The organism is Planktothricoides raciborskii GIHE-MW2 (genome assembly GCF_040564635.1).
Taxonomy (GTDB): domain Bacteria; phylum Cyanobacteriota; class Cyanobacteriia; order Cyanobacteriales; family Laspinemataceae; genus Planktothricoides; species Planktothricoides raciborskii.
In genome coordinates, this window is record NZ_CP159837.1 from 4,917,311 (window position 1) to 4,931,943 (window position 14,633).

Genomic DNA, 14,633 nt, shown 5'->3' on the forward strand with positions numbered 1-14,633 from the left:
TTATCACTATTCACTATTCACTATTCACTCTCCCCTCTGCTCCTGAAGCTCCTCATCTCCTGAAGCTCCTGAAGCTCCTGAAGCTCCTGAAGCTCCTCATCCCCTCTGCCACACGATCACTGGTACTTTTTAAACACCAGGGTGACGTTGTGACCGCCAAACCCAAAGGAATTAGACAGGGCAACGTCAACTTTCATCGACCGACTTTGATTAGGTACATAGTCCAGGTCGCATTCGGGATCTGGATTGTCCAAATTAATGGTCGGTGGGACTTCATCCGAGGCGATCGCCATTGCCGTAGCCACCGCTTCTATACCACCGGAGCCCCCTAACAAGTGGCCGGTCATAGACTTAGTGGAACTAACAGCCACTTTTTTGGCGTGTTCCCCTAAAGCGGTTTTAATGGCTGAGGTTTCGGTGGGATCGTTAGCGGGGGTACTGGTGCCGTGAGCATTGATATAGCTCACTTGGTCTGGGGTAATGCCCGCATCTTTCAGGGCCAAATTAATCGCACGACTGGCGCCTTCGCCTCCGGGAGAGGGAGAAGTAATATGGTGAGCATCACAAGTCATGCCATAGCCGACGATTTCCGCATAGATTTTGGCACCACGGGCTAGGGCATACTCCAACTCTTCCAAAAGTAAAATGCCTGCACCTTCGCCCATGACAAAGCCATCGCGATCGCGATCGAAAGGACGACAAGCTTTTTTGGGGTCATCATTGCGAGTTGACAAAGCGCGGGCAGAGGCAAAACCGGCCACAGACAAGGGAGTCACCGCTGCTTCGGCGCCGCCGCAAATCATTGCCTGAGCATAGCCTCCTTGAATCAACCGAAAGGCATCGCCTACCGCATGAGATCCGGCAGCACAAGCAGTCACCGTGCAAGTATTCGGGCCTTTTGCCCCGGTGTGAATTGCCGTCAAGCCTGCGGCCATATTAGCGATCATCATCGGAATCATAAACGGACTACATTTAGACGGCCCTTTATTCAAATAAACCGTTTGCTGATCTTCGAGGACCTTAATCCCGCCAATGCCGCTGCCAATAATCACACCCACCTGTTCCGCGTTCAGGTCATTGATCTTGAACTGTGCATCAGCGATCGCCTGCAAACTGGCAGAAACCCCAAACTGGGCAAATCTGTCCATCCGTTTAATTTCCTTGCGATCCAAATATTCACCTGGATCAAATCCCTTCACCTCACCGGCAATGCGGCAGGCATGATTAGATGGATCGAACAAGGTAATTCGGTCAATACCATTACGCCCTGTCAGTAACCCTTGCCAATACTCTTCCAGGGTATTCCCAATGGGCGTAATCGCACCGAGACCCGTAACAACAACACGTTTCCGTTCAAAATTGGTCATAATTCAGATTCAAGAGCTTTCATACCAAAAACGCAGAACATAGGTGTCGGAGGGACAGAATTATGCTTTGGCTGCCACTTGTTCTTTGATGTAGTCAACTGCTGCTTGCACCGTGGCAATTCCTTCCGCTGCTTCGTCGGGGATTTCGATGTCAAACTCTTCTTCTAAGGCCATCACCAACTCAACCACATCCAGGGAGTCGGCGCCGAGATCGTTAGCGAAATTAGATTCTGGCTTGATCTTGTCAGAATCTTCAATTGACAGTTGATCGGCGACGATTTCTTTTACTTTTGCAAAAATGTCATCTTGACTCATTAGCTGGGTTCCTCTTTGCGTGCCGCAGTTATAATAAATTAAATCCGTACCTTTGCATTGATTCATTTTCATCAAGTCGCAAAGGATTTTGCCTTAACCAATCGCTCATATCGGCCATAAATTTACTCACCAACGCTTCATTCACCCAAAAAGTTAGGGTGATGACCGCTTCGGTCAGAAACCGGGTTTCTTGGAAAAATCTCGGCTCGATGACGAGAAATCAAGGGTAGAAACCCGGTTTCTATCCCGCCGAAGTCTGTCTTGGGTTGCTGTACCCGCATTTATAAGTAAGTGTCCGGTGGCAGCACCGGCATGACTGTTCCCGACTAGGACTGACTGAGGCATTTACAAATCAAGGCTTTGAGATTTTAGCATTGCGGACACACTGTCCCAATGCCCTTTCTCAAATAGGGAAAAAATTTCACAGACTCACTCTCGTCAGCCCTATTAGATGATCCTCAGAAGCCACTGCAGTCTTGGGGTCTCCCCAAGTAGAGAAGCCACTGCGGTCTTGGGGTCTCCCCAAGTAGAGAAGGCACTGCGGTGAGCCAGTGTGGTCTTGGGGGTTTCCCCCATGAACAACTGGCGAACCATGAACGGGTCTTGGGGTCTCCCCAAGTGAAGAAGCCAGTGCGGTCTTGGGGTCTCCCCAAGTAGAGAAGCCAGTGCGGTCTTGGGGTCTCCCCAAGTGAAGAAGCCACTGCGGTCTTGGGGTCTCCCCAAGTAGAGCAAGTGGCACCAAGTGGCGTCAACTGGCGTCAAGTGGCGTCAAGTGGCGTCAACTGGCGCCAAGTGGCATATGTTTTCGCTTTTAGAGAGGGATTCGGGAAAATACCTGCGAGGTAAGTGATATTTTTAGGACTGTTTTATCTTATCTGATAGGGGTGACAGATTTAGCAATGTGCCTGGTTTTTTCTCCAGTTGCGTTGGTCACGGGCTTGTGTTGCGAGTTCTTCTGGATCGCTGCTGACCCAGGATTCAATTATTTTCAGTTGCTACGTCTCAATGGGTTTCTGTAGAGGGTTCGCGAAAGTGGCAGCAAGTCAGCAACTATAACTATTAAGTAAATACAACAAATTCGGTCTTGGGGGGGTGTGATAAGAGATGATATTGCCATGAATGAGTTTGTGCGTGAAGCTTGCGCCCCAAAGCGCTGCTTGAATCGCGATGATGGCTCATTCTAATGCAAACGCTCTGTAAATAAAGCTGCTATGCCATCTCCAACCTTGAAATATGCCTATTTTCCCGGCTGCGTTTCCCAAGGGGCAGCCCGAGAGCTTTATCAGTCTACTGCCGCACTGACCGAAGCCCTCGGTATTGAACTAATTGAATTAAAAAAAGCTTCTTGCTGCGGTTCTGGCACCTTTAAAGAAGATTCTCGGTTGCTCGAAGATACGGTCAATGCCCGCAACATCGCTTTAGCCGAGCAACTTAAACTGCCCCTATTGACTCATTGCAGCACTTGTCAAGGGGTAATCGGTCATGTAGACGAACGACTGAAAGAATTTCAGAGTACAGACCCCGCTTATGTAGAAAAAATTAACGGTTTACTAGCTAAGGAAGGCTGTGCCCCCTATCAAGGCACTACAGAAGTCAAGCATCTACTCTGGGCTTTAGTCACAGATTACGGACTCGAAGAATTACAAAAACGAGTCAAGCGATCGCTCGTAGGGGCGAACGGCCGTTCGCCCCTACGATGTGCCGCTTTCTACGGCTGCTATCTCCTGCGGGCACAAAAAACCCTGCCCTATGACGATCCTTATGCACCGGAATCTATGGAAAATGTGTTTCGAGCGATCGGGGCTGAACCTATTTATTACCGAGGCCGAATTCAATGCTGTGGCTGGCCAATTTCCAGCTATGCCCCGGAAAAATCTTTTAAAATGGCCGGGACTCATCTGCTAGAAGCCTTGGAAAAAGGCGCTGATTGTATCGTCACTCCTTGTCCTTTGTGTCATCTCAACCTAGACTCCCGTCAACCAGAAGTGGCTAAGGCGATCGGACAGACCTTAGATTTGCCCGTATTACATTTGCCGCAATTGGTCGGACTGGCGGTAGGAATTGAACCAAAACAATTAGGCTTAGACCGTCATGTGGTTTCCACCCGGTCAGTTTTGGACAAGCTAGGCTTCTAGAATTTGACCCATCTATAGATTCCCGCCTTCGCGGGAATGGGGAATAGTTCGCGGGAATGGGGAATAGTTCGCGGGAATGGGGAATAGTTCGCGGGAATGGGGAATAGAGGATCCAAATCCGCTGCCCTAAAAATATATTGAATTGGCCATCTGGCGCCCCGTTTTTCTAAAAAACTATTACGAACTTTTAAGTTATGTGCGGTTTTATGAGAAGACGGGGAACGACTGCGATAAACTAAGCCAAGATTTCTGAAACCGGAACGGTAAACGCTGCCGTGAAGGGAGCAAATTGCAGATCCTACATACTGTCGAGAACACTTTGGGAGCCTTTATAACATGTCTCATGCCGTAAAAATCTATGACACCTGCATTGGTTGCACTCAGTGCGTTCGTGCTTGCCCTCTAGATGTTTTGGAAATGGTGCCCTGGGATGGCTGTAAAGCTGGCCAGATTGCTTCATCTCCCCGCACAGAAGACTGTGTTGGCTGCAAGCGGTGTGAAACTGCCTGCCCGACCGACTTTCTGAGCATCCGCGTCTATCTAGGAGCCGAGACTACTCGCAGTATGGGTCTGGCTTATTAATATCATAACTGACATTGTACTGTCAGTTTTGTCGCTCATGGCATTTTGATATTTTTTGGGATTGAGGGGGTTGAATCAACCCCCTTATTTTTTTGTTGGGTGTGGGGTCTAGGGTGTAGGGCCGCCATCGGTGTAGGGTGTAGGGTGTAGGGAAGAGTGAAGAGTGAATAGTGAAGAGTGAATAGTGAATGTTGAATAGTGAATTGTGAATAGTGATATTTCTTTTGTACGGGCGAATGCGCTCGTCGCCCCTACGACTTTTGTACGGGCGAATGGCCATTCGCCCCTACCACTTTTCACTTTTCACTTTCCCCCCCCCACACCCTGCACCGATGGCAGCCCCACACCCTTTCTTTCCCCCACACCCTGCACCGATGGCGGCCCCACACCCTAGACCGATAACCTGTAAAAAATACTGAGCGCTATCCTAATAATTGAATAGTTTTTTTAAACGAGTAAAAATTAGATCAACCCTGTTAAATAAGGAGTGATGAAAAAATGTGTGGGATTGTTGGTTATATCGGCACTCAAACCGCGAGTGATATTTTAATCGCCGGATTGGAACAACTGGAATATCGGGGTTATGATTCTGCGGGGGTGGCGACGATTTGGGAAGGAGAGGTGAGTTGCGTTCGGGCTCAGGGGAAATTACGCCATCTGAAAGAAAAGCTGAAGCTGTTGGAAAACCCTAGCCAAATTGGGATTGGACATACCCGCTGGGCAACCCACGGGAAGCCAGAAGAACGCAATGCCCATCCCCATTTGGATATGGCGCAGCGGGTGGCGGTGGTGCAAAATGGGATTGTGGAAAATTATCGTGAGTTGCGAGAACTGCTCAAAAGTAAAGGGTATGAGTTTCGCTCCGATACGGATACGGAGGTGATTCCCCATTTGATTGCTGATTTTTTGGCTGAGGAGAAGAAAGAAACTACACCCAAGACGGCGGCTGGTTTTGCGTCTGAGTTTTTGGAGGCAGTCCGAAAGGTGGTGAATGAGTTACATGGGGCGTTTGCGATCGCGGTGATTTGTGCGGATTATCCCGATGAGCTTATTGTGGCGAGACAACAGGCGCCCCTGGTGATTGGTTTTGGCCAAGGGGAGTTTTTCTGCGCTTCGGATACTCCGGCGATCGTGGCTCATACTCGTGCGGTGTTGCCGCTGGAGAATGGAGAAATCGGCCGCCTGACTCCGTTGGGGGTGGAGATGTATAATTTTGCGGGCGATCGCCTGAAAAAATTGCCCCACCTGCTAGACTTGAGTCCCACCCTGGTGGAAAAACAAGGGTTTAAGCATTTTATGCTTAAAGAAATCTATGAGCAACCGTCCGTTGTCCGCTCATTTTTGGAACAGTATTTTAACCATGATTGGCAACCAGGAACGGAAGGGTCAAAACCAGTGAATCTGGGAATAGCCCCAGAACTTTATCAAAATTTGCAACAAGTGGAAATTTTGGCTTGTGGCACCAGTTGGCACGCTGGTTTAGTGGGGAAATATTTAATTGAACAGGTAGCCGGAATTCCCACATCAGTCCATTATGCTTCAGAATTTCGTTATGCTCCTTCACCGATTACGCCAAATACTTTAACTATTGGGATTAGTCAGTCAGGAGAAACTGCGGATACTCTGGCGGCTTTGGCAATGGAACAACAGCGCCGATTTGGTTTGTCGGCGGAATTTCAGCCGCGACTTTTGGGGATTACTAATCGCCCTGAGTCATCGTTAGGTCATTTGGTGCCAAATATTATTAATACCTTGGCGGGCATTGAAATTGGCGTGGCGGCTACGAAGTCGTTTATGGCTCAGTTGATTGCTTTTTATGCCCTGACCATTGAGTTAGCTTATTACCGGCAAAGTGTGCCGGTAGAAAAGCTGAAAGAATTGGTGAAAAGTCTGCATCAATTACCGGGACAAATGGAATTAGTTTTGACCAATCAAGAAGGAAAAATTGATGAGTTAGCCCATCAGTTTGTGGATACTCAAGATTTTATCTTTATTGGTCGGGGAATTAATTTCCCTATTGCTTTGGAAGGGGCGCTGAAACTGAAGGAAATCAGCTATATTCATGCAGAAGGATATCCCGCAGGGGAAATGAAGCATGGCCCGATCGCGCTTTTGGATAATAAGGTGCCGGTGCTGGCGATCGCTATGCCAGGTTCTGTGTATGAAAAGGTGATTTCTAATGCTCAAGAAGCGAAAGCCCGTGATGCTCAATTAATTGGGGTGACATCATCTAGTGATGGGGAAGCTGGGGACATTTTTAAGATTATTTTTTCCGTGCCAGCAGTCGATGAGTTGATTTCTCCACCTTTGGCGGTTTTGCCGTTACAATTGTTGTCTTATCATATTGCCGCCCGACGCGGTTTGGATGTGGATCAACCCCGAAATTTAGCTAAGTCTGTGACGGTGGAATAGTTCCATGTTTGATTAATAAAAAACCAATTTTATTTAATAATAAAGAACGGTTTTTGATTAAAATCCCGGTTTCTTCAAATCCGGGATTTTTGTTTATTGTAGCCAGAATAATTATTACAATTAAATAAAAATTATTTGAAGATAAGTTAATTTTTTAGTATAAAGGATGAATATAGAAGTACAATAGACAAGATAAAAACAATTAGATGGGAGCAATCATTTAAGTTGTATGGCTGAAGCTACTTCTATGCGCGATCGCTATTTGGGGTTAATTGAGAAGATTGTCGAGACAACCCTGAAGGGAAATATTCGCTCAAAAGAACAGGTTTATCGGATGTTAGTCCGAGACGTGACCCCAGGGACGGGGGAAATTTTTGAACGCTGTCTGAGCGAAAGACTGACAACGACTCAAGAGCAATTGAATCAGGAAATTGATGAGTTGAAGCAAGCGAAAGTGAATCGCATTTTGCGAGCGTTACAAACGATCGCGGGAGAGTGGGAACGTTGGCAGCAAGAAAATCGGGTAACGGAGGCGATCGCCCAAACCAGTCAACAAATTATCACCGCTGAACCAGGAGAGCGTTTAGGGGTTTTGTTGCGAGCGATCGATCCCAACCAACCACAACCTTTAACCCTGGAACAATTACAAGAACTGGGGAAAAATTTGGCCGCTGCTAAGATTAATCAGACGGAAACAGATCCAGAAATTGCCCAACTGGTAGAAGGGATTCAAAGGGGTTTAAAATCCTGGGAAAAATTGGCCCCGGATTTAGTGAGTTGGATTTATGACCAAGGGCGATCGCCACTGGGATTTGAAGGGACTTCAGCACAGGGAGGCCCTTGGGGGGTTTGGGCAAAACAATTAGATCCGTCTTGGGCAAAAACTTTGTTTCAAACGATTGCAAACAATCAATCAGTGATTGATTTGACTCGACAAACATCGGCGATTCAAATCAGTGATTTACTAGAAGTTACTGTGATTTTACAGTGTTTACAGCGGGGTTTAGTCACTTGGTTTGACCGACTAATTTATGATGCCAAAGTGGGGGCTAAGTTATCAATTTCTACGTTTTTAACTTTTGCGGTGATTTGGTCGCAATTGGCGAATGGGTTTAATCAATCTTCAGAAGGACGCTTATTTAGCGATGCTTGTTTTCAAGGGACGTTACAAATTTTGCGGACTTTTTCTCAGCAGTCATATTTTCCTTTATATGGCGGAATTTTTGCGTTGTTTGGGGGCGAATATTTACGCAATGCTTTGTCCTATTTAGATGAGCCATTAAGCCGAGTAGAAGGCACTGAAGAAAAAGCCCGAATTTTGACTATGTTAGGCTATTCCCTGCGCTCGTTTGGTGAATATAACCGGGCGATTCAGTTGCACCAAGAAGCGTTGGAAATTGCCCAAAAAGCCGGGGATTCTCTGTGTGAAATTGCTAATTTAAATCATTTGAGTCGGTCTTATTTAGGGCAGAAAAATTATGAGGAGGCGATTAATGCGAGTCAGCGGGCTTTAATTCTGGCTCGACAAGGAGGCGATCGCTTGGGACAGGCGAATGCTTTGGCCAATCTTGGTTATAGCCAAGTGTTTCAAGCGCGAGAAATGACACAAGTGGATGCGGATATTTATGAAACTTATGAAACGGCGATCGGGTATTTAGAACAAGGGTTACAATTATCTACAAATTTGGCGGATTTACCGGCAGACGCTTTTACTTATCGGCAGACCGAGGCACTTTGTGCCAGTAGTTTAGGCATTGCTTATGTATTATTAGATAAACCCCAAAAGGCGCTGCCAAACTTAGTAGTCGGATTTAAAGCGGCTGAATTTTCAGGAGATTTATATTTACAGGGTTTAAATTACGCTTATTTGGCTCAAACTTATTGGAGTTTGAACCAGTTTGAACCGGCGATGGTGACGGGATTTTTAGGGATGTATATGTTAGAACAAATTGGCTCTAATGAGTGGCGACAACCGGCTGCTTTGCTGACAATTTTACAAGGTCAATCTGGAGCAAATGCTTTTAATGATTTTTTGCAAGAACATCGGAAAAACTTTATTTCGGTGATTGGCGTAGATGGTTTCGATCATCTTGGGGTATTGTTAGAAAAGTATCAGCGATCGCTGTAATTTTAGTCTCCCTATGTCACCAGAAATACCCGGATTTAATCGATTAGAAAAGAAAGCTTTCCTACCTTAGAGATACCCCCAAACCCCCTTAAAAAGGGGGGGCTTTGTAGATCTAACCTGGGAAAATTAGGACAAATTTTCCTCTCTGTGTTACTTTGTGCCTCTGTGGTAAATTTTCATTAGCCTCCTAAGCAGATGAAACATTCGCTGATGCTTTTATTTTTCTGCTATTGGCTCATTTTTCACAATCACAGTAGTGCCGATTTCGACTTGTTCAAATAAGGCCACTACATCGTCATTTTTCATGCGGATACAGCCGTGGGATACAGCTTGCCCAACTAGGTCTTCATTGGGGGTGCCATGAAAGCCAATAAAATTGGTGCCATCAGTCCAAAAACCTATCCAACGAGTTCCCAAGGGATTATCTTCTCCGGGGGGCACAATTTCTCCCGTCCAGGGATGTTCCCAATAAGGATTTGCCAGCATTTGTAAAACATTAAATTGACCTGTGGGGGTTTCCCAGCCTTCTTTACCGATCGCAATTGGATAACTGATTTTTAATTCTTCATTTTCATAGAGATGAACTTGGCGATCGCTTAAAGAAATGACCAAATATTTGCTCTGAGTAATCGGTGCTGGTTCAACTTGATGCAGAGGAATATAGTTTTCTAAACTGCCTAGGGGAGGTAGTCGGACTGCGTTGTCTGCTGAGACTTTGATCGGTATGATGGGATTGACCGGCTGAGGACTCGATGCTTGAGAGAGTTGCTGGACCGACAACAAAAACATCAAAATACTAGAGGTCGCCAGCATGAGGCGTTTAGTAAGCGATTGCGATTTCGTTTTGAGTTGCCGCATCATGGGAAGATTCTTGGCCACCGTAATTGTACAAAGGATTAGATATGGAATATTATAGCGGGTCGAGCGGGGTTATGTGCAGATTTGGGATCGTCAAGCCAATCAGTTTAATTTTTCGTCAAATACTTTTCCTGATTTAAAATTTGTTAAGAAATGTTGAATGTTAAGATGATGCCTATTTTCGGCGGATTTTGCTGGATTATATAGTATATACGCTTAGGCTGTTTTTTTGTGGTTCCAGAACCGATCGCGGATGGGACTCAATGATGGTTTCTGGTAGAGAGGCAAGGAGATATGAGTAATTCTCTAGTAATTCTTTGGACTTCTAAACACCAAGCCGAAACTCTTTATGCTATTTTGTGAAGAGTCTTGTCAGTGCATCCGGTTCAAGAGACACTCGGTTTTTGCTAGAACAATTCTATAACAACGTGAAATCAGTGTCTTCGTCTATTTTTCAATCAAAATATGTGTGAGGTAAATATGCGGTTTGGAACACTGAAAGTTTTTACGGGAAGCAGTTTGTTTCTGCTGCTCTGCGCGATCGGCTCCCCTGCGAGCATTGCTCAAGAAATGCAGTTGGCTCAAAGACCGCCGATGAATCGAGCAAATTGCTCAGAAGCCTACCGAGGGAACGTGGTTCGGATTAATAATGACCGGGTGGCGATCAAAATGCCCAATGGGGAAAGAAGACTGCTGAATGTTCCCCGTACCCAACAAGCATTGCTGGGAGTAGCCCTAGGGAATGAGTTGGTGGTTTGTGAAGATGGGACGGTGACGGTTCCTGTGGAAAACATGGAAGCGATGGGTGATGATGGAGGCTTGCGCGATCGCATCGCTGAGACTTTCCGCCGTTTGGAACAGGAAGAGGCAGCACGTCGTGAAGCCGCCGCACGGGAGCTAGAACAAATGCGAATGGAGCAGATGCGAACTCAGCCCGTCCAGACTGCCCCCGCTACGACGCCGATTCCCATGCGCGAACCTGTGAGAGTGGAGCCAGCGCGACCGGCTCCCGCGCCTCAGCCAGTTCGGGCTCTGTGGTAGTTTATGTTGATGAGTGATTGGTGATTCCTGGAATTTGGGAAGTATTAATCATCAATCAGTGTAACCAACAGGTTTGGAGGGCGGACAAGATTTTGCCCGCCCTCCAAATCACAAGTAACTTATGACTTATGATAAATAATGATAAAAATCCTCGACTGTCCCCAATCAGTTTATATTATGTGTGATTATCTTTGGAAAACACATCCGTCTGGTTTAGGGAGGGGCAATGAAACATCACGCAGGGATAATTATTGGGATTAATCATTATCAATTTTTACAACCTTTAAGTTTTGCACAACAAGATGCCCAGGAATTACATCGATTTTTGGTTGAGGAGGGGGGTTTTTCGTCGGATTTATGTGTAGAAATGACGGAAACTTCACCAAATTTGGTCGATCGCTCCACCTATCCCACGAAAGCGAATCTTGGTTGGATCATCGATCATGTTTGTCGGCATCAGTTGCAACCCGGTGATGTGTTGTGGTTTTTTTTCAGTGGTTATGGTGTGACCTGGGAAGGTGAAGACTATTTAATGCTGATCGATGGCAATCCCAATGATATTCGAGAGACTGGGTATGGGATGCGATCGCTTTTAGAAACGTTAAAAAAATCCGGGGCAGAAGTGTTTGTGCTTTTGGATGTTAACCGGGCTCCGGGCTGTGTGAATGGGGAAGGAATGGGTCAACGAACTATTGAGTTAGCCAAGGAGTTGCAAATTCCCACGGTGCTTTCTTGTCAAATTGACCAATTTTCCCGCGAAACCGCTGCTTTGAAATTGGGATTTTTTACTAGAGCTCTTTTGGATGCATTGCAAACCGGATCTAAGACTCTGGAAAGTTTAGAACAGTATTTAACTAATTATCTTCCTCAATTAAGTGAACAAAATTTTCGACCGCGACAAAATCCTTTATGGGTGGTGTATCCGCCAGGGAAGTTAGCCCAAGCGGTTTTGCCGGCAGAAATTCCGGCAGAAATTCCGGCAGAAATTCCGGCAGAAATTCCGGCAGAAATACCGGCAGAAATACCGGCAGAAATTCCTTTTGTTGAAGCATTTAACCCAGAGATGTCAGCAGATATGTCAGAGGCGATCGCCCCCAATCAACCGAGTCAACCCGATGAAACCCGTGAAACCGAGGCGCAAATACCAGACAGTCAAACCTCAGAAGCAATCTCAGAAGTAATCTTAGAAGCAGCTTCAGAACCAGCCTTAGAACCAACCTTAGAACCAGCCTTAGAACCAGCCTCAGAAGCAGAAACAAGAGACGAAACAACCACGCGGGAAGCCAAGAATGAAATAGTCAGTTCCCCAAGCACTTCTGATACGGTTCCCCGTGGGAAGAAGTCACAGAGTCTTTGGGATGATGAAAGCAAATTATGGCTGCCGATGGTGGTTGTGGGGGTGGTGATTATTTTGGCGGCGGGAATTGGTTTAGCCAAGTTGAATCAATATTTGGACGAAAAAGACCCCCAAACGGCTCCGTCTGGGAACAATACCACGGAACCCGCGAATCAGTTAGTGTCGGAGGCGTCTGGATCGGGGGGTTCTGCCGCGACTCAGCCTACACCAGGAAAGATCGAGGCAACAGGGGCGGCAATAGCCACCGAACAGAGTGATAGTGAGAGTGAGACATCGCTGGTGGCAAATGGGGTAAACTTGACGCCATCGGTGACTGAGGTGAAACAGCCAGATAATAATCGGATGGTGGCGATTTCTAATGCTCAAGCCTCAACATTTTTGGCCGCTATTCAGCAAGCGCGGCAAATTCGTCCCAGCGATCCGAACTATTCACAAGCACAAGATCAAATTAAGGGTTGGAGTCAGGTGATTTTAGAGATTGCTAAAGTGCGGGCAGTTAAGGGGAATTTTGCGGAGGCGATCGCCGCTGTGAAAATGGTTCCCAATGATGCCTCGGATGTTTATGCCCAAGCCCAAGAATTGCAGGGTTATTTGACTGAGCAATTAGCTTTGAAAAATAATTATCAAAAACTGTTGGATCAAGCGGATAATAGTGTCAGGTTAGGAGATGCGTCTTCTTACGTTCAGGCGATCGCCAGTCTTCGTCAAATCAAAGCAGGACAACCCCTTTACTCTGAATCTCGGGCGCGGATTGAATGGTGGAGTCAGCGGATTTGGGAAATTGCCAGCGATCGCGCTCGTAATGGACAAATCAATTTAGCCATTCAAACTGCACGTTTAGTCCCTGAAGATAGCGCAGTTTATCCTGAAGTACAAAAAGCGGTGGAACAGTGGCAGCAGTAAACTTAAATATCTCATCCCCAATCTCATCCCCAATCTCATCCCGAACCCAACAATTTTTTAGTTAGGGAAAACCAAGATCGGCAGAGAGCAATCCGCACAATTAACGGGTTGCTTCTCTATTTATTACGTTATTACGGATTATTGATCGCTCAAAAAAGGAGGAAATCATTGACTACCCCAAACCATCAAATCAGTGAAAAATTAACAGGAAATCATTGGCATCAACCGGCGGAATGGGAACGCCATGATGCTTGTTGGTTGGCATGGCCAAGTCACGAAAAAGAATGGCTTAATGATTTGGAACCAGCGCAACAGGAATTTATCAATTTATGTTGTGCGATCGCTGGTCAACCTGTTGAACAGAAAAATCTGATTTTTTATCCCGCGACCATGCAAAACAATTACCAAAGTGAACGATTAGAAATTCTGGTCTTGAATGAAGCGGTGAAAAATACCGCCGAAAAAGCCTTAAAAGGAATTAACGCCAAATTACATCTGATGCCATTTGGGGATATTTGGCTGCGGGATATTGCCCCAATTTTTGTCAAAACTAAGCAAAAAAAATTAGCCGCTTTACGGTTTAATTTTAATGGCTGGGGTGGCAAATATATTATGCAGGGAGATGATGGAGTTGCCCGCAATATTATCGAAGAGTTAAATTTCCCCGAAATGTATTTTCCTATTTACTTGGAAGGAGGGGCGATCGAAGTAGATGGTCAAGGCACTTGTTTAACCACTCGACAATGTTTACTGAACGAAAATCGGAATCCGGGGGTGAGTCAAGAGGAGATAGAAACCACCTTAGAATCCGCTTTTGGAGTTAGCAAAGTTCTCTGGTTAAATCAAGGGTTACTTAACGATCATACCGACGGACATATTGACACCATTGCTCGATTTGTCGCCCCTGGGGTGGTGCTTTGTATGCAGGCAGTTGATCCGGACGATCCTAACCGAGATGTGCTGGAAGAAATTGCCAAAGATTTAGCCAGTTTTACCGATGCCAAAGAACGGTCTTTAGTGGTACACCGGATTCCTTCTCCTGGGAAAATTTTGAACAGATACGGGGAAATTATGCCCGCCAGCTATCTGAATTTTTACATTAGCAATACTACGGTAATTGTGCCGATTTACGGTTCTCCCCATGATCGCAAAGCTGTTCAATTAATTGCGGAATATTTCCCCACTCGTCATACAATTGGACTCTCTGCCAAAGCAATTTTAACCGGGGGCGGTGCGTTTCATTGTATTACCCAACAACAGCCCGCTGTGAGGAATTAATTAGTTTTTTAATTAGTTTTTCCCGTATGGGCGATCGGGGCAATTATTACAGCGGTTTTCAGATTACTAAACCACCCTAGGGCGAAGTCCAAGCGGTATTTAATTTAATATTTTCAGTATTGTAGGGGCGAATGGCCATTCGCCCCTACACTGCCGGAAAGATCACGCCCCTACAGGTATTTGTGGTTTACTCGCGGAGAAAATTGCTGTAAATTGCCCCGACATTGGTATATTTCCTACAAGTAAATAAAAGCCTA

The 14,633-nt window shown here is 46.0% G+C and carries 10 protein-coding genes; 7 read left to right on the forward strand and 3 right to left on the reverse strand.

The features are described from left to right. Window positions 1-116 precede the first annotated feature (116 nt). Window positions 117-1,367 carry a beta-ketoacyl-ACP synthase II gene (gene fabF, locus ABWT76_RS21115; RefSeq protein WP_354634908.1) on the reverse strand — a complete coding sequence of 417 codons (1,251 nt, stop codon included), beginning with the start codon at window positions 1,365-1,367 and terminating at the stop codon, window positions 117-119. 60 nt (window positions 1,368-1,427) lie between these two features. After that, window positions 1,428-1,682, reverse strand: a complete 255-nt coding sequence (gene acpP / locus ABWT76_RS21120; protein ID WP_054466871.1) for an acyl carrier protein — start codon at window positions 1,680-1,682, stop codon at window positions 1,428-1,430. Window positions 1,683-2,893: 1,211 nt separating this feature from the next. Between acpP and ABWT76_RS21125 the strand changes: the two genes are divergently transcribed. The 4 genes from ABWT76_RS21125 (at window position 2,894) to ABWT76_RS21140 (ending at window position 8,939) form a co-directional block, all read left to right on the forward strand. Beyond that, entirely contained in the window at window positions 2,894-3,817 is a 924-nt protein-coding gene (locus ABWT76_RS21125; protein WP_054466828.1) for a CoB--CoM heterodisulfide reductase iron-sulfur subunit B family protein, read from the forward strand. Between the two features lie 336 nt (window positions 3,818-4,153). Further along, window positions 4,154-4,399 (forward strand): photosystem I iron-sulfur center protein PsaC, encoded by a 246-nt coding sequence (gene psaC, locus ABWT76_RS21130; protein ID WP_007355303.1) that lies wholly within the window; start codon window positions 4,154-4,156, stop codon window positions 4,397-4,399. Between the two features lie 498 nt (window positions 4,400-4,897). Next, window positions 4,898-6,811, forward strand: a complete 1,914-nt coding sequence (gene glmS, locus ABWT76_RS21135; RefSeq protein WP_054466827.1) for a glutamine--fructose-6-phosphate transaminase (isomerizing) — start codon at window positions 4,898-4,900, stop codon at window positions 6,809-6,811. A gap of 229 nt (window positions 6,812-7,040) precedes the next feature. Next, a complete protein-coding gene (locus ABWT76_RS21140; RefSeq protein WP_190877461.1) occupies window positions 7,041-8,939 on the forward strand; it encodes a tetratricopeptide repeat protein in 1,899 nt (632 codons plus the stop codon). A gap of 216 nt (window positions 8,940-9,155) precedes the next feature. On the opposite strand, the gene ABWT76_RS21145 is transcribed toward ABWT76_RS21140, so the two are convergent. Continuing rightward, complete coding sequence (locus ABWT76_RS21145; protein ID WP_242052959.1) at window positions 9,156-9,800, reverse strand: L,D-transpeptidase; 645 nt, start codon at window positions 9,798-9,800, stop codon at window positions 9,156-9,158. A 477-nt stretch (window positions 9,801-10,277) separates the two neighbouring features. Here ABWT76_RS21145 and ABWT76_RS21150 point away from each other — a divergent pair, with 477 nt between their 5' ends. The 3 genes from ABWT76_RS21150 to ABWT76_RS21160 all read left to right on the forward strand — a co-directional run bounded on the left by ABWT76_RS21150 (window position 10,278) and on the right by ABWT76_RS21160 (window position 14,376). Next, window positions 10,278-10,838 carry a hypothetical protein gene (locus tag ABWT76_RS21150; RefSeq protein ID WP_354634909.1) on the forward strand — a complete coding sequence of 187 codons (561 nt, stop codon included), beginning with the start codon at window positions 10,278-10,280 and terminating at the stop codon, window positions 10,836-10,838. A gap of 226 nt (window positions 10,839-11,064) precedes the next feature. Then, on the forward strand, window positions 11,065-13,098 hold the full coding sequence (locus tag ABWT76_RS21155) for a caspase family protein (RefSeq protein WP_054466824.1): 2,034 nt from the start codon (window positions 11,065-11,067) through the stop codon (window positions 13,096-13,098). 168 nt (window positions 13,099-13,266) lie between these two features. Beyond that, a complete protein-coding gene (locus ABWT76_RS21160; RefSeq protein ID WP_199317261.1) occupies window positions 13,267-14,376 on the forward strand; it encodes an agmatine deiminase family protein in 1,110 nt (369 codons plus the stop codon). Window positions 14,377-14,633: the final 257 nt, after the last annotated feature.